Raw genomic sequence first — 18,647 nt, 5'->3', positions numbered from 1 at the left:
TTTATTTGGAACTGCAAATATAAAATTTTAAATCGTTTGCAATCGTTTATTTTTTACTTTAGTCTTAAAAGCCGTTATCTAAATGTGATTTTATCATTAATTTCTTTCTTAGCCATCCCGTTCCTTTCGGTTTTGACAAGATCAAGAAAAGTAATAAATAACACTTTTATACACTAACTTCAATTTGATCATAATTAGCGAATTAACAACTAAAAAAAGCCTGATTTACAGCGATTTTACTATATTAAATCAGAATTCACCTCACTAATAGGCTGAACTTTTTTGCCCGCCTTGTGTTTGATAATACCATTCAATATTACCGTAATAAGGATAATTACGGCTCCAATATAAAAGGAGAAACTCATTTTCTCTTTTCCACCAATGATAAAATAAGCTAATATAATTCCATAAACCGGCTCTAAGTTGGTTGTAAGCATAACCGTGTACGGACTTAGTTTTTTCATCACTTTTACAGATGCTGTGAAGGCGTAAGCGGTACAAATTGACGCTAAAATTATCATTAGCATCCAATTGTTATAGGACAATACAAAGAAGTCGGCAGTGAATTTATTTTCGAATAAAAAATAAATAGAAATAAAAAAAACACCGGCGAGAAACTCATAAAAGGAGATCACGGTAGCGTCATGATTTTGAATTAATTTCCCGTTCATAAGGGTAAACAGTACACCTAATATTATCGAAACCAAAGCATAAAGCATTCCACTTAAGTAATTCACCTCCACTTTCATAATCATCGCTAAACCAGCGATTATGATGACTCCAAAGAATACTTCGTACCACAATACTTTTCGACCATAAAAAAGCGGTTCTAAAATAGAGGCAAAAAAGGCACCTAAGGAGAAAACAGAAAGAGTTATAGAAACATTAGAGATATGGATGGCATGAAAAAAGGTAATCCAGTGCATCGCAATCAGGAATCCTACAAAAATTAATTTCAAAAAAGAATTTAAAGGAACCCGAAAAGATTTTTTCTTGAAAATTATAAATACAAATAGGAAGGCTGCAGCCAAAAGCATTCGATACCAAACAATAGCATCGGCAGTGATTGTAATTAGCGCTCCTAAAATTGCCGTGAAACCCCAAATAAACACGATTAGATGAAGGCTGATGTAACTTTTTAATTTATCGTTTTGCATTGCGTAGTAAAAATATCGCTAATATTCCGAAAATAATATTGGGGAACCACACTGCTAAAAGTGGTGAAAAAGTAGATTTTTCGGCCAGTGTACCAAAAATCTTATCAAAAAACACATAGCCAAAAGCAATCGCAATACCAATGGTTAGATTCATTCCCATTCCTCCCCTTCGTTTTTTATACGAAACAGAAACAGCAATTATGGTCAATATAAATGCCGAAACCGGCACACTATACTTTTTATACAAAACCACCATATAGACATTGATATTAGAAGAACCACGCTTTTTTTCTTTATAAATAAACTGATACAGATTTTTCAAGCTTAAGGTTTCGGCAATATAAACTACCGGCGTTAAATCTTCGAGATCAAAACTGAACTTAGTCTTTTTCTCTGGCATTTTTTCTATCTTATCGCTTAAAACACCAACAGTTCTTTTGTTATAATCATACATTGTATAGGTGCTATCCTCAGGATTCCATTTAATACGACTAGCAGTAACCTTAGAAACTAATTTTTCTTTATCAAATTTTTCTAAGGCAAAGTTAAAAGCCACTTTAGAAGCGCTATTAAAACTGTTCACATAGAGAAATTCATTGTCGTTTATCTGGCGGTACACATCGGTATTATCGCCTCGCATGGCTTCCTTTCCGCCTCCTTTTAGATAAGTATATCTAAAATTATTAAAGCCTTCACTCGATGCCGGAACCACATAGAATCCCATAATCAAAACAAACACTGAGATCAGCGAAGCACCAATAATATACGGTCTCAAAAAACGGGTAAAAGAAATCCCCGAGCTTAGTACTGCAATGATTTCGGTATTATTGGCCAGTTTTGAGGTAAACCAAATAATCGATAAAAACAGGAATATTGGAAAAAGGGAATTAGCAAAGTAAATCGTGAAATGGTAATAATAGATCGCAATTTCTAGCAATGGAACCTTGTTCTCAATCATCTTATTCACCTTCTCTGATACATCAATAACAATCCCGATAGGAATAAACATACCCAACATGGCCGCAAAAGTGGCTAGGTATCTTTTCAGAATGTATTTATCAATTATTGAAAGCATTTAAAAAAGTGTAAGGTTTAAGATTTAAAAGTTTAAAGTTTAGAACAGTTGCAAAATCACGCTAGGAGTTTTAAACTTTAAACTAAAAAACTTTAAACATTTTTTATAATCTCTGACTCATATTACGAACCATCATTTCTTTCCAAGTTCTAAAATCTCCGGCTAAGATATGTTTTCTGGCCTCGCGAACCAACCACATATAAAACCCAAGATTATGAATGGTAGCGATTTGTTTCCCCAAGTATTCATTAGCCGCAAACAAGTGACGCAAGTAGGCTTTTGTGTACTCAGTATCCACATAAGTGATTGCCATTTCGTCAATAGGAGAAAAATCATCCGCCCACTTTTTGTTTTTAATGTTAATCGTACCGTTAGCCGTAAACAACATTCCGTTTCTAGCGTTACGTGTAGGCATCACACAGTCAAACATGTCAATTCCTAAGGCTATGTTTTCTAAAATATTTATCGGAGTCCCCACACCCATTAGGTAACGAGGTTTATCTTCTGGCAAAATTTCGCAAACCACCTCCGTCATGGCATACATTTCTTCGGCAGGTTCCCCTACTGAAAGTCCGCCAATTGCGTTTCCTACTTGGTTGCTATTCGCAATATATTCAGCCGATTGTTGACGCAAGTCTTTGTAACAACTTCCTTGTACAATAGGGAAAAATGCTTGGTCATAACCGTATTTCACTGGCACTTTCTCCAAATGGCTCACACAACGGTCTAACCAGCGGTGTGTCATTTTCATAGAGCGCTGTGCATAACGGTAGTCACAAGGATAAGGCGTACATTCATCAAATGCCATGATAATATCGGCACCAATAGTACGTTGAATTTCCATCACATTCTCTGGCGTAAAAAAGTGGTACGAACCGTCAATATGTGACTTAAACTTTACTCCTTCTTCCTTAATTTTTCGATTTCCCGAAAGTGAATACACTTGGTACCCACCAGAATCAGTCAATATGTTACGATCCCAGTTCATAAATTTATGCAATCCACCTGCTTTCTCTAGGATTTCCGTTTGTGGGCGTAAATATAAATGGTAGGTGTTTCCCAGGATAATATCTGGGTTTATGTCTTCTTTCAATTCTCGTTGGTGCACCCCTTTTACAGAGGCTACGGTCCCAACGGGCATAAAAATAGGCGTCTCTATAACACCGTGATCAGTAGTAATGCTTCCCGCTCTGGCTTTCGTCTGCGGGTCTTTTTGTAATAAATCAAACTTCATAGATGCTTTTTTCAGTCAGATGTAATATGCTAGCAATCTCTTTTTTTAGATTAAGATCAGCACAGCACATTTCATAGATGCTTTTTTCTCCCGACCATTCGGGAGCGCAAAGATAGGTTAATTCGACAATTTGAAAATTAGATAATTACAAAAATTAATTAAGATTTAGGATTTCCTGTAAAAATGGGATTGTAATGTAAAAATTTCTGATGTTTACAGGCGATTGTTAAAATTACAAATCACCATTTATCGTTCTAGAATCATTTGGGCGTGCCCTTCGTAATAACTTCAATGTTCGACCTTGCAATTTAACTCAGGTCGGGCTATTCGCTGTATTCCCAATCAACAAAAACTACGGCCAAAAGCCTTGTTTTTCTAAATCGGGAGATGCCGCTACTATCCCTCACGCAATCACTAGAACGACTATTATCAAAAACAAAATTCTTTCTACGCAGACGATTAAAACAAAAAGTCAATTTGATGATTTGATAATTTGTAACGAAAATATTATATATTAGCTTATTGCTAAGCCTGATACTTATCAGACTGATCCACTCAAATATAGGTTGATAAGTCTGACGCAGTCAGACTTATTTACAAGTTAATGGATATGAGGAAAAATTAGAGTAAATTAGGAATTAATCATGACTAAAAATAAATAAGAGATGGGAATTTGGATGGCAATAGGTTTAACAATATTTTTTATAGGTTGGGTTATGTATCGACTTTTTATTAAAAAGGACTTAAGTAAAAATTTAAACAATTTATATCTTGGACTATTTTTCATAGGAATATGGGTATTGTTTTATTTTTTTGTTATTGATTTTTTTTAAATTCTTTAACTTATTTACTCGCTAAATACTTTTAGAAAATAAAATAGCGTCAAAAGTTGGTAAAAAGTCCATTCGTTTTAATGGTAAGAAAGAGCCCGATAGCGCGGATTTACAATCCGTGCCCACATAGTAAAACAAAAACTATATATCTAATGTATATTGATTAAATATGATATTCAAGAGGTTAGCAAACTAAATTGTACTGGTTTAGAAAATTAAAAAACGATGTCTACTAAATACAAAGCCACAACCAATTCTACGAAGTATTGATTCAACCTTAAATAAAACTAAACTGCTGTGTGAAGTCTCCAGCTTAGTACTCATTCCACTTGTCACTTCCTTATATTACAATTACTCCACTTAATTGCTTTACGGAAGTATAGCGCTTGAGATTCCTGCGGAATGACAAACTTTATGAAACCCTCTTATAATAACACTTATATAGTTCATAACCGTGAGTCATTATCTAGTTATTGTACAATCAGTTACCTTTTAAATTAAATGTTTTCATTTTTAGTTATTAATAAAATACGAGACTCTTAGCTAAAAATCTATCATGCATTATTTAAATATCAATTACGTTTTAAATCATTTAAAATTAGTAACTTAAACTCATAATTAATAATTAACTATTATGAGAGCCTTATTAATTTTAATCCTATTTTTATCATTACTATCCTGTGCCACAAAAAAAGACAGCAAGAAGCTACTACTGCCCGAAGAGATAAAATTTTTAACCGAAGAGATATATGTAGTAATAAATAATGAGAAAAAACTTTTATCTAAAAAGGAGATGGTATTTACTAAAAATGGCCGTGTCAAATACTCAAAAACTGTTGACTCCTTAGGCAACCTATTACAAGAAACTGAAAAGAAATTATGGTTTGTTGTCGAATCGTATCCAGATAGAGAACCTTATTACTGTAAGACACGTTGGAAACCCAAACAGCGCGAACGCATTAGCTGTTATACTAAAAAACAATACAAAGAAAACGAAAGCATTTACCATTATAATAAAAATAGAACTATTGCTAAAATAGTAGATAATTTCACCACTTTCCACACACAGCATTTTTATTATGCTAACAAAGAACTTATTAAAATTATTACAGTGGACAAAAATGATAAACTTATTGACGAAGTTTTAATAAGCTGCTTGGCCAAAGACCCCAAAGGTACTTGTCTGAAAGAGACTAGAGTTTCTACCAAAACAAACTACGAAGAAGAGATTCTTATGACTCCAACTTATAATTAATTTAAATTATTTAGGATTATCTTCAATTCCCCAGGTATCCAAACTCCGTAAAATAGCTTCAAGCGATCTACCGCGCTCGCTTAGTTTGTATTCAACTCTTGGCGGAACGACCGGGAAAATCTTTCTAGAAATAAGACCGTCCATTTCTAATTCTCTTACGGTTTGGGTAAACATTATATTTGAAATTTCAGGAATTTTCTTTTATAGTAATCTAGAACGTTAACTACCATCCAATAAATGGAACAATACTGATGGTTTCCATTAAGTCCCTCCTAAACTCAAAGTATAATTAAGTAAACAATAATTTTTTTCGCTCAATTTTACTTTTAATCATATGACAATCTAGAATTTATTATTTTTTTATTTTTCAAAATGAAAATTGAAAGTAGTAAAAATGTGCTGTTTAAAAAGAAATCAAAATAAGGTTGATTCTCATTCTTAATTTGGAAATTATTTTCGAGCCAAATTATACCAAATAAAAAAAGAAAGCCTCCGACTTTAAAGTCGTAGTCCTTCCTCTCAACTTACACTTTGGGGGTAGTGTAATTTCTTGTTTTCGTAAATTAAAAAATTCCTACTCTTACCTTTGGCGCACTAACCCCTATTAGTGTTTTCACTTTGGCGCTAGAAGATCGATTTTCATATCGAGGCTGACTGTATTCATAATGGTAATGTGCTGCATTTTCATACCAATAGTTACTATGATGACAATTTCCGTTACAGTTGTGATGGTGCTCAGCATACGAATCATTCTTTGCTTGAATATACACTTTGTAGCCACGTCTATTTTCTTTACGTAAGTCTTTTTCGTACTGTTTTTGCTCCTTCCAGAAAACTCGTTCTTCGGCTTGCGTACTTGCGGTAAACTTTTGAGCGTATTGCGCGTCTTCACGACCTCTTTGTTGATAATACGACAAAGTATGTTTTGCTTCTACTTTGCTATCATGGCTAACTCTGGCTTCTTGCGCATTCATTTTTGGCAAGAAAGTAAAAATCATTATAATTAAAAGTGTTTTAACTGTTTTCATAATTTTAAATTAATGTTATTGCAATAGTATTTTATTGGCACCCTCATAAGTAAGACAACTGTGCACTAATTTACCCTACTTTGATTTTCATTAATCTTAAAAAAGAAATTATTTCTGCTGGCTTTTCATAAAGTCTATCACTTCATTAAAACGATTATTATACGGCCAGAAATACTGTGTAATCATGGGAACGTGTTTTTTGTTTAATATTACAGCTGTAACTTCTGGCTGAAAGGGATACAAAGCATCTATAAAACGTTTGTTCGTTACCTTTATGGAAGTGTAGGTTTTATCACCTACATAAATTAAAAAAGGCGGTGTGTTTTTATCCAAAAAATAAATGGGTGAAGCATCCTGCCATTTTGCGGGCGAGCTGCCCCATGTTGTTAAATAATCGTGTTCAGCTGTAGGTGGATTTTCCTCTAAATAATGTTTCATGTCTAAACCAGCTGCATCATTCAAGATAATTCCAGAAATACCGCTTGGTTTAATTCCGTATTTCGGATTCATAACCGCTAATGCAGCCAGATGTCCACCTGCTGAATGTCCCGTTACAAAAACTTGATTTGGGTTACCTTTGTACTTACTTATACTGTCTTTTGTCCACTGAATCACGGCAGCAATTTGCTTGGTCATTCCGTCATAATCCGTATTTGGACTTAAGGTATAGTCAGGAATCACAGTAACAACGTCTTTTCGTGCGAAGTTGCGGCCTAGCAAATCATAAGTCCCTTTGCTACCACTATTCCAGTAGCCGCCATGAACAAATATTAAAACAGGAAGCGATTTAGCTTTAGAATTTCGAGGAATAAAAACATTCAGCTTGGGCTCCTCTATCGTATTTTCTTTCGAAGCAACTAAATAAGAGACGTCTGTTATTTTTTTTGTAGCACAACTACTTAAAATACTACTTAAGAGAACGAGGATGCCAATTTTGTAACGCATGGTTTTTTTACAAATATATACATTAATGAAAAAGCTGCTTCACTGATTTACATTTCAATGAAAATTCCTTTTATGATAACAGAACGAAATGGAATTCATTAGATTTGTAAGAGATGATTTTCTTTCGAATAAAAGTATGTTTTGATTATTCGAATCAACACGAATACAGCGAAATGTGGGGTGATAGAAAAATTATTGAATTTAGATTCAGACTTATATTAAAACAGGAATACATGAATTATACTATTTTAATCCTTCCTGGACTAGGTGACTCAGGAGAGACGCATTGGCAAAACTATTGGCTACAGCATTTTGACACTTCTGAAAAAGTGACTCAAAAGGACTGGAACAACCCAATTTTAGAAGATTGGCTCGAAAGTTTAACTGCTTCAATCGAAGCTGCCGAAGGCGAAATAATTATCGTTGCTCACAGTCTTTCTTGCTCATTGATCAATCATTGGTCTAAAGAAAATAAAGGGCATAAAATAGCCGGAGCCTTGCTTGTCGCGCCCGCTGATGTAGATTCTCCCGCTCACACGCCAGAGGAAATTAGAAACTTTGCTCCTATTCCTTTGCTGAAATTAGAATTTCCGTCTATCGTGATTACCAGTTCTAATGATCCGTATATCTCAGTAGAAAGAGCAGCATTCTTAGCCGAAAAATGGGGAAGCTCCTTTATAAATATCGGTGAGAAAGGCCATCTCAATTCCGAATCAAAATTGGAATATTGGGAAGAAGGTCAAGAGATTTTGCAGTCGCTGCTGCAAATAATAGAAAGCAATAAGTAATTTTATCTCTCAAATTGAAAGTTTAGTTCTCACACAAAAATAGATCGCTACAACAACAGCTGCTTCTTTCCCGACATGTAAAAACAAATCCGAAAATACTTAAATTTGGATAAGCTAAACTTTCTAAGTTAGTAAAAACTCCAACTTATTTTTTAATTATTCGAAAATTATAGTGATGAGAAAAATAACATGCCTAATCTTAGTTCTTTTTTCAATAATAAGCTGTTCCTCTGAATCGAGTAGCACAAAGAACAACTCTATCATTGGAAAATGGAATTGGGTTGAATCCTCTGGTGGGATTGACGGAAGAACGGAAACCCCAAAATCTACCGGAAAAACGATTCAACTTGAAATTTCGAACTCAAAAATAAAAAAATATGTCGATGAAGCTTTGGTTTCTGAAACCGCCTATACGATTCAAACTGGGACTTCCATTTTTGGAGGTGAAAAGAAATTAATAGTTTATGAAAATGATTGGAAACAGTCTTTCTCGCGCGCTGACAATCAACTGTTTCTTAATGATGAATGTTACGATTGTTTCCAAAATAAATATGTAAAAGAGTAAAACTATTTTCTTAGCTCAATATCGCAATAATTATAGCAATATGGAAAAATTAAATAAAGAAGCCGAAATAACCCTGCTTTTTTGGTTAATGAAAATTATTGCAACCACAAAGAGCTTACGCCAATTTAAAAAATTATTAACGCATCAAATTACCGTAGTATGGGAGTAAAAAACACTTGGCATCAAAAACAGTTAGAATCTTTAAGTTTTGGAAGTCGCCTTGCCGACGCAGTCGCAAAAAGTATGGGATCCTGGAAATTCATAATTATACAAACGATTCTGGTCGTTCTCTGGATGACATTAAACCTGATTGCCTTTGTAAAACATTGGGATGTTTATCCTTTTATTTTACTCAATCTGGTGTTCTCAACGCAGGCGGCTTATGCAGCACCAATTATCATGATGGCCCAAAACAGACAAAACGAAAGAGACCGCGCACAAGCACAAGCCGATTATCAGACTAACATAGATGCCAAAATGGAAATAGAAGCGCTGGCCACACAACTCAATAATATTGAAGTCCACAAACTGGATAAAATAATTAACATGCTAGAAGAAATGAGAAAACAGCCCTGATTTTATTACAAAAGAAAATCTCTCTATCCTGAATATTTTTTATTTCGAAAAAAAATAGTAAAAACTCCCTTCTGCGCAGGTGCAATAAGATTTAAAATGGGCTTTAGGCGGAACCATTTTTGAAATTTAACTGTTTTAATACGGAACGTTAATTATTTACTTGTGTAACAAAAGTTACTGACAATACTTTTACTTTGTACTACTTTTGTCTTATCAAAGTAGAATACAATATCGATACGATCGAGCAGTAATACTGCTTTTTAGCGCAATTCAAAATTTATAAAACCACAGAAAATGAGCTTAGAAAATACAATCAAAGAAAAGCAAGGAACCGTTGTAGATGTTCGTTCGTACGAAGAATTTATGGGCGGAAATGTAGCGGGCTCCATTAACATCCCCCTGAATGAAATACCGCAAAGAGTCGAAGAATTAAAAAACATGAAATCGCCTCTAATTTTATGTTGCGCCTCTGGAAACAGAAGCGGACAAGCACAGAACTTCCTTTCTCAACACGGAATCGAGTGTCATAATGGTGGCTCTTGGCTAGACGTAAATTATTATCAATCGCAAGCAACAAAGTAAAATGATCAACTTATTAAAAAAAATATTTGGTCTTGGGCCAAAAGTAGATTACGCAGAATTAGTAAAAAAAGGAGCCGTAATTCTTGATGTTCGTAGTCCGGGAGAATACAAACAGGGACATATAAAATGTTCCATTAATACTCCGCTGAATGATCTTTCGAATCATATTTCGAAATTAAAAAAAGATGCAACTATCATTACTTGCTGCGCATCAGGAATGCGAAGCGCCTCTGCAAAAAGCATTTTAAAATCGAATGGTTTTGAGCACGTTTATAACGGTGGCGGCTGGAGCAGTTTGCAAAACAAAATATAAGGAATGTATAGCACTTATTAATGGTGCTGTTTTATTCGAAATTATTCGGTAGAAATAAATTCATGAGAAGCAAACCAGGAAAGCGATCTTAAAATAGTGCATATAAAAAGCCCCAATTTTGGGGCTTTCTATTTTATTAAGGTTTAAAACACAATCATTAAATACTAGCATTGCATTAGTAGTATTCAGCGGTAAAGTCGTCAAACCTTCGAACAAATTAAATATTCAAATAAAAATTAGGCCTCCATTTTTGGATAGTCATTATATCCCTCAACAGTGAAAGTGTAAAAAGTACTTTGATCAGCTTTGTTTAAAGGCGCATCTTGTTTAAAGCGTTCCACTAAATCTGGATTAGCTATAAATGGCACTCCGTAAGCTACCATATCGGCATCTCCATCTGTTAGCACTTGGTTTCCAGTTTCTTTAGTAAATCCTTTATTAATCATTAGAAGCCCTTTATATATTGGTCTAAAATGTTTCGCTACTTGAGCGACAGCATAAGGAACTTCGCTCACATCAGTAAAAGGCTCCGTTAAATGTACATAAGCTAAACCATAGTCATTTAAACGATTCACGATATACTCATGTGTAGGAATTGTATCTTGATCTACTGTCATTCCTTGTACTCCGTGCATAGAGGGATTTAAACGAACTCCAACTTTAGAATAGTCAATAACTCCGTTTAAAGCATCTAATGTTTCGAACAAAATTCGGGCTCTGTTTTCTATACTTCCACCGTATTCATCTGTTCGTGTATTTGAAGTTCTATTAAAAAATTGATGAAACAAATAGCCGTTTGCTGCATGCAATTCTACTCCGTCAAAGCCGGCTTCAATCGCATTTTTAGTGCTGTTTTTAAAATCTAGGATTGTTGCTTTAATTTCGGCAACAGTCATTTCTTTTGGTGTCACTGTATCTATAAAACCAGTCGCTACAAATGCTTTTGCTTCTGGATTAATTGCCGAAGGCGCATGCGGCAACGCTCCATTGTGCAAGTCAGGATGTGATAATCTCCCAGTATGCCAAAGTTGAACAAATATTTTTCCGCCTTTGTCATGTACTGCTTGTGTCACTTGTTTCCAACTTTCTGTTTGCTCCTCGCTATAAATCCCGGGAACATTAATAAAACCGACTGCTTTTGTACTTACCACGGTACCTTCGGTAATTAGTAAACCAGCATCAGCGCGGTCAGCATAGTAAATAGCCATCTGTTCTGTTGCTAAATTACCTTCATTACCGGCACGGCTTCTGGTCATAGGCGCCATTGCCATACGGTTATTAAAATTGGTATCGTTATGTTTAAATGGACGTAATAAAATGGAATTACTCATATTTCTATTATTTATATTTTATTAATTAAGTTGCGATATGTAAGTCGTAAAGCCACAGCCTTCGAAAATTCCAGAAACTGTATCCAAAGCTTTTGAATTATGGCCTTCTAGTAGAAATTCTTTCTCTGTATTTTCATCAATAGAGAGATTGATAATTTCGACTATTTTAGAATGAGGAAAAATAAGATCAAAACTGAGTTGGTTGTTTATCGATGAAGTAAACTCCTCTTCGTTTTCCATAACAATGATGATTTTTGCTGTAGCAACTTCCTTTATTTTTTCGACAGCTGCTGCATCGTTTATACAAAAGCCAGAAAGAATTATAATATCAGCTTCCCAACTTGCATTTACAGCACAATCCATTTTTTCAATATAGCCGTGGCGATTTTGTGCCAAAAGGCTTTCGTGAATTTCTGAAAGTGCATCTTGATCTTTATCGAATAAAAGCAGTTGAAACTGCTCTCCTAATTCTTTGAGTACTGTAAAATTTCTTTTCTCAGCGGCTCCAATAACGGCAATGGTTCTTACGTTTTGCATTTCTCTTGTTTTTACTGCTGCAAAACTACAGTAAGACGCCGCTTAGTTCCATTGAGATAGAATAAGAAATGCCATTGATCTAAATCAATTTTATTTTCGAAGAGTAATTTGTTTTCGCACTCGGCTTAGTGTTTCTGGGGTAAGACCGAGGTAGGAAGCGATCATGTGTTGGGGTACACGCGCTACAATATTAGGGTAGGCAATGGTAAGTTTGGTATATTTTTCTTCGGCAGTTGCGGTCAACGCTGAATTTACTCTTGCCTGCAAAGCAATATAAGCGTTTTCTAATAGAAGTCTTTGGTAACGTTCAAAAACCGGTAACGCATCCATTAATTCTTCTCTTGCTGCCGCCGTTAATAACAATAATTCCGAATCTTCAATGGCTTCAATTGTATAAGTAGAATTCTCTCCCATTAAAAAACTGGATAAATCAGTAATCCACCAGCCTTCAAAAGCAAACTGTATGATGTGTTCATTTCCTTTGGCATCAGTCGTGTAGGAACGTAAAATTCCTTTTTCGATAAAAGCATTATAGGTACAAACATCTCCTTCTAATAGTAAAGTTTGCTTCTTCCTTATTTTTTTTGGAATAAAAAAAGTCTTACACAAATCAAACTCCATTGCGGTTAGTGTTACTTTCTCACCAATACTTCGTGCTAATTGCTCATACATACTCGCAAGATAATAATTACAGTAGCATTTAAAAAAAACAAGCTTAAAAAGATTCAAAACTACTCTATCAAAATCAAAAAAAGTCATTGTTACAGCCTCAATTTCTAGTAATTATCCTTATAAATCACTCTAAGAACAAAATCAAAAATCATTTGTCTTACGCCAAAATAAAAATTACCTTTGCGACAGTTTAACTTTTACACACAAAATGAAGCCTAACACACAACAATTAAAGGATTTAACTATCCAAGTCAGAAGAGATATCCTTCGAATGGTACATGCTGTCAACTCAGGTCATCCAGGAGGATCACTAGGTTGTACGGAATTTATGGTAACCTTATACCAAAATCTAATGGACCGCAAGGAAGGTTTTGATATGGACGGCATTGGAGAAGATCTTTTCTTCCTTTCAAACGGACATATCTCTCCAGTTTTCTACAGCGTTTTAGCAAGAAGTGGTTATTTTCCAGTTTCAGAATTAGCTACTTTCCGTTTAATTAATTCAAGATTACAAGGACACCCAACTACTCACGACAATTTACCAGGAGTTAGAATTGCATCTGGTTCACTTGGACAAGGTTTGTCTGTAGGTATTGGAGCTGCTCAAGCTAAAAAACTAAACAATGACAATCATTTAGTTTACACACTTCACGGTGATGGTGAATTGCAAGAAGGTCAAAACTGGGAAGCAATTATGTATGCATCTGCTAAAAAAGTAGATAACATTATAGCTACAATTGACTTAAATGGAAAACAAATTGATGGTTCTACTGATGAAGTTTTAGCAATGGGAAGTATCCGTGCTAAATTTGAAGCTTTTGATTGGGATGTTATTGATATCAAAGAAGGGAATGACATCGAAGCAATTATTGCTGGAATGACAGATGCTAAGTCTAGAACAGGAAAAGGAAAACCAGTTTGTGTTTTATTGCATACTGAAATGGGGAATGGAGTAGATTTCATGATGAATACGCATGCTTGGCACGGAAAAGCACCAAATAATGAGCAACTTGAAAATGCATTAGCTCAAAACTATAATGTTGGAGGTCAATTAGACTATTAGAAAGTATTCAGTTATTAGTGTTCAGTAGAATACTGACAAAAATCTAAATCATACAATGAAAAAATATACAAATACAGGAAGTAAAGATACTCGTTCAGGTTTTGGAGCGGGAATGACTGAACTAGGTCAAAAGAACGAAAATGTAGTGGCACTTTGTGCTGATCTAATTGGGTCGTTAAAATTTGATGATTTCAAGAAAAATCATCCAGAGCGTTTTTTCCAAATCGGAATCGCTGAAGCAAACATGATTGGAATTGCTGCAGGTTTAACTATTGGTGGAAAAATTCCTTTTACAGGAACTTTCGCTAACTTTTCTACAGGAAGAGTTTACGATCAAATTCGTCAATCAGTAGCTTACTCTGAAAAAAATGTAAAAATCTGTGCTTCACATGCTGGATTAACATTAGGAGAAGATGGAGCAACGCACCAAATCCTTGAAGATATTGGATTAATGAAAATGTTGCCTGGAATGACTGTAATCAATACTTGCGATTACAACCAAACAAAAGCAGCTACAATAGCACTTGCTGATCATCATGGTCCAGCTTACTTGCGTTTTGGACGTCCAGTTGTACCTAACTTCATGCCAGCTGACGAACCTTTCGTTATTGGAAAAGCAATATTATTAAGCGAAGGAGCTGATGTAACAATCGTAGCTACCGGGCATTTAGTTTGGGAAGCACTTATCGCTGCTGAAGCTTTAGAAGCAAAAGGAATTTCTGCAGAAGTAATCAACATTCATACGATCAAACCATTGGATGAAGAAGCTATTCTAAAATCATTGGCTAAAACAAAATGTGTTGTTACTGCTGAAGAGCACAACATTCTTGGAGGTCTTGGCGAAAGCGTATCTAGAGTGTTAGCATTAAACAATCCAGCTCCACAAGAGTTTGTTGCTGTTAATGATAGCTTTGGAGAATCAGGAACACCAGAACAATTAATGGATAAATACAAATTAAACAATCAAGCAATTGTTGAAGCTGTAGAAAGAGTTATTAAAAGAAAATAATTCATTTCTTATCCCAAAAAAAAAATCCCATCTTGTTTAAACAAGATGGGATTTTTTATTCTCTGTCTGTACTTATTAATGACAGCTTTTATCTAAATGCTTTTTGATTCGAGTAGGATTGGTTGTATTACCATCACAACTCGGTATAGCATCAAAAGCCATAATTGTTCCATCGGCTTTAGTAATTTCGCTTCTTGTACCATAACCATCTCCATCATCATCAACGTCAAGGAAATTAGGAATTCCATCTCCATCTGAATCATCAGGATTCGCCACTCCAGTAGCTAAAACTCTAAGATAACCATCTCCATCTAAATCCTCTAGGTAAGATGGTATACCATCACCGTCTTGATCTAAACGACCTATTTCATATAATTTAAAACTAAAAATTAAAGGTGCATAAGCAGGAATAGCGGCACTACCTGAAGCATAATATCCTAACCCAGAAGGAACAAACATAACCCCAGCTCCAAAGTCTCTGTACGATACCGTTCCGTCGTCTTTAGTAGTATAAGTTCCAGTTTTAAATTGAGGAAAAACCTCACTCCAACCACTAATAACGCTGAATAAACTTAACATTTGTTGTGGGAATTTAACCTCTTCAAACTCAGTTTTTGTTAATGTAGTTACACTTTCTGCTACCGTTTGTTCTAAATAACCACCTTTATAGGATGCTAAAACATTATCTACATTACAAGGTGCAACTCCTACTCCTTCTCTTAACACTAAGTAATATAATTTATAAGTAATATCATGAAGCTTTACATCTCTACTAAGCAATTTCGGAAACGTTGATTTATCCTTATAAGACATAATAGAAGGTTGAGTTCCTCCTGCTGGAATCTTAGTAAAAACTACGTCCTGATCATCTGGAGCACCAGGATTATTAGTAACTGTTATATAATAGGTGTTTAAATATTCTTCAATATCAGTAATATCTGTGGCATATTGTACTGGATATTTTCTAGGAGGAGTAATTTCAGCATTATCATTATTCTTTGAACATGAAAATAAAGAGAGGGTTGTAATTGATAAAATAAAATAAAACTTAAATTTGTTCATTATAGCTGATTTTTTAAGTGCGCAAGATACAATTTTGATTGATTTTTGTAAACTATTTAACTCCGATTTTAGAATTATTATGAGAATAGATAAATATTTATGGTGCGTTCGATATTACAAGACTCGAAATATGGTGACAGAAGCCTGTAAAAAAAATCATGTCACTGTAAATGGGCTTGTTGCGAAACCATCTAAGGAGGTTTTTCCTACTGATAAAATCACCTTTAGAAAAGACCAAATTACGCAAATCATAACCGTCTTAGACATTCCCGAAAACCGTGTAGGAGCTAAACTGGTAGATATGTATCGAAGAAATGATACGCCTGCAGAATCCTTCCAGCATTTGGAATTATTGAAATTGTCAAAGCAGCATTATCGAAAAAATGGTACCGGAAGACCTACCAAGAAAGATAGAAGGGATATCGACGAATTTGGAAATGAAATCAAAACTGACGAACCGGAAGATAACTAGTCTTGAAACTAGAACTCTTTAAAAAATTAATTTTAAACAAAAACAATGAGCAAAAATATCATTTTAACGAATCAAGAGATTGAACACAAAATAAAAAGAATAGCGTACCAAATCTACGAAACCTTTGTCGATGAAAACGAGGTTGTTCTTGCAGGGATTGCCAGCAATGGATTTATTTTTGCAGAAAAAATTGCAAAAGAACTACAAAGCATTTCGAACTTAAAGGTTTCGCTGTGCGAAGTAAAAATCAACAAAATCAATCCAGAATCAGCAATACACACCTCGCTACTAAAAGAAGAATATGCAAACAAGGGATTAATCCTTGTAGATGACGTACTAAATTCAGGCACGACCTTAATTTATGCCATTAGACATTTCCTAGACGTTCCTTTGAAAAAATTCAAGACAGCAGTTCTAGTAGATCGCAATCATAAGAAGTATCCCGTAAAAGCAGATTTTAAAGGAATCTCACTATCTACATCCTTATTAGAGCATGTTCAAGTTGTATTTGAAGAAAATGGTACTAGCCATGCTTATTTAAGCTAAAATCGCAAGGATATCAAGAACTGTTTGATCGACAGTTTTATCATCTACTGTAACCTTATGTTGCGCCTGATTGTAATAGTAGCTTCTTTCAAAAAGATGCACCGCAATAAACTCCTTCATCTCCTCTTCATTTTTATTGGCGATAAGGGGTCTTTTGCTTTTATTAACGACCAGTCTATTAAATAAGGTGTCAATTGACGCTTTCAAATATATAGATACGACATCATCCCGTTTTAACAACTCATGATTATTCGCATAACATGGAGTTCCGCCACCAAGACCAATTATCATTTGTCCGGGAGCGTTTAATAATTCAACAAATGCCTCATGCTCCATCTTCCTAAATTTGATTTCTCCGTACTGTTCAAAAATAGCATTTATAGACAAATCCTCCTTTTTTTCGATATAGGCATCCAAATCAACAAATGGTTGCCCATTGATTTTTGCCAGTGTTTTCGCGATTGTCGACTTACCGCAACCCATATAACCTAATAATATAATTTTCTTCATAGAATAAAACCTTGTAAACTAAGACGTTAAAATTTATTGTTAAAAAAAGACAAATTTAAAGCAAAAAACTTTGGAAAACATCAAATAAAGTCCTTATATTTGCACCCGCATTCAAGCAATGAAATACAAGACTCGATAGCTCAGTTGGTAGAGCACATCACTTTTAATGATGGGGTCCTGGGTTCGAGCCCCAGTCGGGTCACAAATTAAGTGATCAACACCTAATATTTCAAATTGAATGCAATGACTCGATAGCTCAGTTGGTAGAGCACATCACTTTTAATGATGGGGTCCTGGGTTCGAGCCCCAGTCGGGTCACAAAAGGTCGAGTAATTTATTACTTGACCTTTTTTATTTTCAGGCCACGTGGAGAAACGGTAGACTTGCCAGCTTGAGGGGCTGGTGCTCGCAAGGGCGTGTGGGTTCAAATCCCACCGTGGTCACGAATAAAAACAAATGCTCAAAAAATAATCAAGCTTGCTTGAAATTATTTTTTGAGCATTTGTTTTTTCAAAGCGGAGCTTTGTTGGGAAAGACGAAGTCAATCCCGCAGAACTCACAGTAAAGCAAAGGGATCAAGAACAAATAAGCGGAGCTGTATAGGAAAACACGAAGTCAATCCCGTCGAGCTTCTTATTCCAACGCTATCTCTAAAAATGCAATCCAAGTTTAATTAAAAAACCCATAAATAATAAAATTGCAATTGAGCAGCCGGCCGCTACCATAAAAAAAAAACCCAGAAATAAATACAATCTGTCATTTTTATATTCGTATCGCAATAGCTCGCTATTAGCTTGTCTATATTTGGCAGCAATCATCATTTTAATCTTATTTTAAAGTGTGTTAATAGTCTAAAAAAGAGTATCTTTTATCTTACAAAGAAACGACTCTTAAAACTCGCTCACAATACCCACTTTTAGTGATTTTTCACATTAATTACACGATTAACAATAAGGCAGGATAATGTTAGGAATACGCATAAGACGGAATAAAGGAAATCATTTTCTAAAACCCCATTTGTACTGAATATCCACAATTTACCTCCATAAAAAAAGCGTCCCGACAAACTGCCGAGACGCTTCAAATTAAAAGTG

General features: G+C 34.8%; 21 protein-coding genes, 3 tRNA genes and 1 pseudogene. 14 read left to right on the top strand and 11 right to left on the bottom strand.

From position 1 onward, the window contains the following. Positions 1-239 precede the first annotated feature (239 nt). The 3 genes from FQU23_RS13540 to tgt form a co-directional block, all read right to left on the bottom strand. Positions 240-1,157 (bottom strand): DMT family transporter, encoded by a 918-nt coding sequence (locus tag FQU23_RS13540; protein WP_147674297.1) that lies wholly within the window; start codon positions 1,155-1,157, stop codon positions 240-242. Then, a complete protein-coding gene (locus FQU23_RS13535; protein ID WP_147674296.1) occupies positions 1,144-2,232 on the bottom strand; it encodes an LptF/LptG family permease in 1,089 nt (362 codons plus the stop codon). The genes FQU23_RS13540 and FQU23_RS13535 overlap by 14 nt, the downstream gene beginning before the upstream one ends. Before the next feature lie 103 nt (positions 2,233-2,335). Then, positions 2,336-3,466 carry a tRNA guanosine(34) transglycosylase Tgt gene (gene tgt / locus FQU23_RS13530; RefSeq protein WP_147674295.1) on the bottom strand — a complete coding sequence of 377 codons (1,131 nt, stop codon included), beginning with the start codon at positions 3,464-3,466 and terminating at the stop codon, positions 2,336-2,338. Between the two features lie 1,467 nt (positions 3,467-4,933). Between tgt and FQU23_RS13525 the strand changes: the two genes are divergently transcribed. Beyond that, positions 4,934-5,554: a hypothetical protein gene (locus FQU23_RS13525; RefSeq protein WP_147674294.1), complete on the top strand. Its 621-nt coding sequence runs from the start codon at positions 4,934-4,936 to the stop codon at positions 5,552-5,554. 6 nt (positions 5,555-5,560) lie between these two features. Here the strand turns inward: FQU23_RS13525 and FQU23_RS13520 are convergent. From FQU23_RS13520 to FQU23_RS13510, 3 genes and pseudogenes are all read right to left on the bottom strand, one after another. Then, positions 5,561-5,800, bottom strand: a pseudogene (locus tag FQU23_RS13520) (winged helix-turn-helix transcriptional regulator). Positions 5,801-6,117: 317 nt separating this feature from the next. Beyond that, a complete protein-coding gene (locus FQU23_RS13515; RefSeq protein WP_147674293.1) occupies positions 6,118-6,582 on the bottom strand; it encodes a hypothetical protein in 465 nt (154 codons plus the stop codon). Positions 6,583-6,690: 108 nt separating this feature from the next. Beyond that, positions 6,691-7,527 carry an alpha/beta hydrolase gene (locus FQU23_RS13510; protein WP_147674292.1) on the bottom strand — a complete coding sequence of 279 codons (837 nt, stop codon included), beginning with the start codon at positions 7,525-7,527 and terminating at the stop codon, positions 6,691-6,693. 233 nt (positions 7,528-7,760) lie between these two features. Between FQU23_RS13510 and FQU23_RS13505 the strand changes: the two genes are divergently transcribed. From FQU23_RS13505 to FQU23_RS13485, 6 genes are all read left to right on the top strand, one after another. Continuing rightward, the gene (locus tag FQU23_RS13505; protein ID WP_147674291.1) at positions 7,761-8,315 is read left to right on the top strand and encodes an RBBP9/YdeN family alpha/beta hydrolase; all 555 of its coding nucleotides are present in this window, start codon (positions 7,761-7,763) and stop codon (positions 8,313-8,315) included. A 175-nt stretch (positions 8,316-8,490) separates the two neighbouring features. Further along, on the top strand, positions 8,491-8,880 hold the full coding sequence (locus FQU23_RS13500) for a hypothetical protein (protein ID WP_147674290.1): 390 nt from the start codon (positions 8,491-8,493) through the stop codon (positions 8,878-8,880). A gap of 40 nt (positions 8,881-8,920) precedes the next feature. Beyond that, positions 8,921-9,049 carry a hypothetical protein gene (locus FQU23_RS16325; protein ID WP_262887288.1) on the top strand — a complete coding sequence of 43 codons (129 nt, stop codon included), beginning with the start codon at positions 8,921-8,923 and terminating at the stop codon, positions 9,047-9,049. A gap of 74 nt (positions 9,050-9,123) precedes the next feature. Then, positions 9,124-9,456, top strand: a complete 333-nt coding sequence (locus FQU23_RS13495) for a DUF1003 domain-containing protein (RefSeq protein WP_245181123.1) — start codon at positions 9,124-9,126, stop codon at positions 9,454-9,456. Between the two features lie 294 nt (positions 9,457-9,750). Further along, the gene (locus FQU23_RS13490; protein ID WP_132111624.1) at positions 9,751-10,038 is read left to right on the top strand and encodes a rhodanese-like domain-containing protein; all 288 of its coding nucleotides are present in this window, start codon (positions 9,751-9,753) and stop codon (positions 10,036-10,038) included. Between the two features lies 1 nt (position 10,039). Beyond that, the gene (locus tag FQU23_RS13485; protein ID WP_147674288.1) at positions 10,040-10,351 is read left to right on the top strand and encodes a rhodanese-like domain-containing protein; all 312 of its coding nucleotides are present in this window, start codon (positions 10,040-10,042) and stop codon (positions 10,349-10,351) included. Positions 10,352-10,587: 236 nt separating this feature from the next. Here FQU23_RS13485 and FQU23_RS13480 read toward each other — a convergent pair whose 3' ends face one another. The 3 genes from FQU23_RS13480 to FQU23_RS13470 form a co-directional block, all read right to left on the bottom strand. After that, complete coding sequence (locus FQU23_RS13480; protein ID WP_147674287.1) at positions 10,588-11,682, bottom strand: alkene reductase; 1,095 nt, start codon at positions 11,680-11,682, stop codon at positions 10,588-10,590. 21 nt (positions 11,683-11,703) lie between these two features. After that, complete coding sequence (locus tag FQU23_RS13475) at positions 11,704-12,219, bottom strand: hypothetical protein (protein WP_147674286.1); 516 nt, start codon at positions 12,217-12,219, stop codon at positions 11,704-11,706. 90 nt (positions 12,220-12,309) lie between these two features. Then, complete coding sequence (locus tag FQU23_RS13470; protein WP_147674285.1) at positions 12,310-12,891, bottom strand: Crp/Fnr family transcriptional regulator; 582 nt, start codon at positions 12,889-12,891, stop codon at positions 12,310-12,312. A 208-nt stretch (positions 12,892-13,099) separates the two neighbouring features. Here FQU23_RS13470 and FQU23_RS13465 point away from each other — a divergent pair, with 208 nt between their 5' ends. Together FQU23_RS13465 and FQU23_RS13460 are read left to right on the top strand one after the other, a co-directional pair. After that, positions 13,100-13,954, top strand: coding sequence for a transketolase (locus FQU23_RS13465; RefSeq protein ID WP_147674284.1), 855 nt, complete (start codon positions 13,100-13,102; stop codon positions 13,952-13,954). 55 nt (positions 13,955-14,009) lie between these two features. Beyond that, on the top strand, positions 14,010-14,963 hold the full coding sequence (locus FQU23_RS13460; protein WP_147674283.1) for a transketolase family protein: 954 nt from the start codon (positions 14,010-14,012) through the stop codon (positions 14,961-14,963). Positions 14,964-15,038: 75 nt separating this feature from the next. On the opposite strand, the gene FQU23_RS13455 is transcribed toward FQU23_RS13460, so the two are convergent. Further along, the gene (locus tag FQU23_RS13455; protein ID WP_147674282.1) at positions 15,039-16,025 is read right to left on the bottom strand and encodes an FKBP-type peptidyl-prolyl cis-trans isomerase; all 987 of its coding nucleotides are present in this window, start codon (positions 16,023-16,025) and stop codon (positions 15,039-15,041) included. Positions 16,026-16,104: 79 nt separating this feature from the next. Between FQU23_RS13455 and FQU23_RS13450 the strand changes: the two genes are divergently transcribed. After that, positions 16,105-16,497 (top strand): RNA-binding S4 domain-containing protein, encoded by a 393-nt coding sequence (locus tag FQU23_RS13450; protein ID WP_132111608.1) that lies wholly within the window; start codon positions 16,105-16,107, stop codon positions 16,495-16,497. 45 nt (positions 16,498-16,542) lie between these two features. After that, on the top strand, positions 16,543-17,043 hold the full coding sequence (locus FQU23_RS13445; RefSeq protein ID WP_147674281.1) for a phosphoribosyltransferase family protein: 501 nt from the start codon (positions 16,543-16,545) through the stop codon (positions 17,041-17,043). Here FQU23_RS13445 and FQU23_RS13440 read toward each other — a convergent pair. Further along, on the bottom strand, positions 17,035-17,553 hold the full coding sequence (locus tag FQU23_RS13440; protein WP_147674280.1) for a shikimate kinase: 519 nt from the start codon (positions 17,551-17,553) through the stop codon (positions 17,035-17,037). The two genes, FQU23_RS13445 and FQU23_RS13440, sit on opposite strands and share 9 nt — an antisense overlap. Positions 17,554-17,682: 129 nt before the next feature. Here FQU23_RS13440 and FQU23_RS13435 point away from each other — a divergent pair. The 3 genes from FQU23_RS13435 to FQU23_RS13425 all read left to right on the top strand — a co-directional run bounded on the left by FQU23_RS13435 (position 17,683) and on the right by FQU23_RS13425 (position 17,996). Next, positions 17,683-17,755, top strand: a tRNA-Lys gene (locus FQU23_RS13435). Positions 17,756-17,798: 43 nt separating this feature from the next. Then, positions 17,799-17,871 (top strand) — tRNA-Lys (locus FQU23_RS13430). A 42-nt stretch (positions 17,872-17,913) separates the two neighbouring features. Further along, positions 17,914-17,996 (top strand) — tRNA-Leu (locus tag FQU23_RS13425). The last annotated feature ends 651 nt before the right edge of the window (positions 17,997-18,647 follow it).

Source organism: Flavobacterium sp. XN-5 (assembly GCF_008033395.2).
GTDB lineage: Bacteria > Bacteroidota > Bacteroidia > Flavobacteriales > Flavobacteriaceae > Flavobacterium > Flavobacterium hiemivividum.
This window is presented reverse-complemented; position numbering and strand designations above follow the sequence as displayed.

What these genes read in the sequence shown, in the direction of transcription:
- FQU23_RS13510 (WP_147674292.1), bottom strand. Translation starts at nt 7,527, where the DNA reads ATGCGTTACAAAATTGGCATCCTCGTTCTCTTAAGTAGTATTTTAAGT.
- FQU23_RS13470 (WP_147674285.1), bottom strand. Translation starts at nt 12,891, where the DNA reads ATGTATGAGCAATTAGCACGAAGTATTGGTGAGAAAGTAACACTAACC.
- FQU23_RS13515 (WP_147674293.1), bottom strand. Translation starts at nt 6,582, where the DNA reads ATGAAAACAGTTAAAACACTTTTAATTATAATGATTTTTACTTTCTTG.
- FQU23_RS13490 (WP_132111624.1), top strand. Translation starts at nt 9,751, where the DNA reads ATGAGCTTAGAAAATACAATCAAAGAAAAGCAAGGAACCGTTGTAGAT.
- FQU23_RS13535 (WP_147674296.1), bottom strand. Translation starts at nt 2,232, where the DNA reads ATGCTTTCAATAATTGATAAATACATTCTGAAAAGATACCTAGCCACT.
- tgt (WP_147674295.1), bottom strand. Translation starts at nt 3,466, where the DNA reads ATGAAGTTTGATTTATTACAAAAAGACCCGCAGACGAAAGCCAGAGCG.
- FQU23_RS13455 (WP_147674282.1), bottom strand. Translation starts at nt 16,025, where the DNA reads ATGAACAAATTTAAGTTTTATTTTATTTTATCAATTACAACCCTCTCT.
- FQU23_RS13500 (WP_147674290.1), top strand. Translation starts at nt 8,491, where the DNA reads ATGAGAAAAATAACATGCCTAATCTTAGTTCTTTTTTCAATAATAAGC.
- FQU23_RS13480 (WP_147674287.1), bottom strand. Translation starts at nt 11,682, where the DNA reads ATGAGTAATTCCATTTTATTACGTCCATTTAAACATAACGATACCAAT.
- FQU23_RS13475 (WP_147674286.1), bottom strand. Translation starts at nt 12,219, where the DNA reads ATGCAAAACGTAAGAACCATTGCCGTTATTGGAGCCGCTGAGAAAAGA.
- FQU23_RS13460 (WP_147674283.1), top strand. Translation starts at nt 14,010, where the DNA reads ATGAAAAAATATACAAATACAGGAAGTAAAGATACTCGTTCAGGTTTT.
- FQU23_RS13485 (WP_147674288.1), top strand. Translation starts at nt 10,040, where the DNA reads ATGATCAACTTATTAAAAAAAATATTTGGTCTTGGGCCAAAAGTAGAT.
- FQU23_RS13440 (WP_147674280.1), bottom strand. Translation starts at nt 17,553, where the DNA reads ATGAAGAAAATTATATTATTAGGTTATATGGGTTGCGGTAAGTCGACA.
- FQU23_RS13465 (WP_147674284.1), top strand. Translation starts at nt 13,100, where the DNA reads ATGAAGCCTAACACACAACAATTAAAGGATTTAACTATCCAAGTCAGA.
- FQU23_RS13495 (WP_245181123.1), top strand. Translation starts at nt 9,124, where the DNA reads ATGGGATCCTGGAAATTCATAATTATACAAACGATTCTGGTCGTTCTC.
- FQU23_RS13505 (WP_147674291.1), top strand. Translation starts at nt 7,761, where the DNA reads ATGAATTATACTATTTTAATCCTTCCTGGACTAGGTGACTCAGGAGAG.
- FQU23_RS16325 (WP_262887288.1), top strand. Translation starts at nt 8,921, where the DNA reads ATGGAAAAATTAAATAAAGAAGCCGAAATAACCCTGCTTTTTTGGTTA.
- FQU23_RS13540 (WP_147674297.1), bottom strand. Translation starts at nt 1,157, where the DNA reads ATGCAAAACGATAAATTAAAAAGTTACATCAGCCTTCATCTAATCGTG.
- FQU23_RS13450 (WP_132111608.1), top strand. Translation starts at nt 16,105, where the DNA reads ATGAGAATAGATAAATATTTATGGTGCGTTCGATATTACAAGACTCGA.
- FQU23_RS13525 (WP_147674294.1), top strand. Translation starts at nt 4,934, where the DNA reads ATGAGAGCCTTATTAATTTTAATCCTATTTTTATCATTACTATCCTGT.
- FQU23_RS13445 (WP_147674281.1), top strand. Translation starts at nt 16,543, where the DNA reads ATGAGCAAAAATATCATTTTAACGAATCAAGAGATTGAACACAAAATA.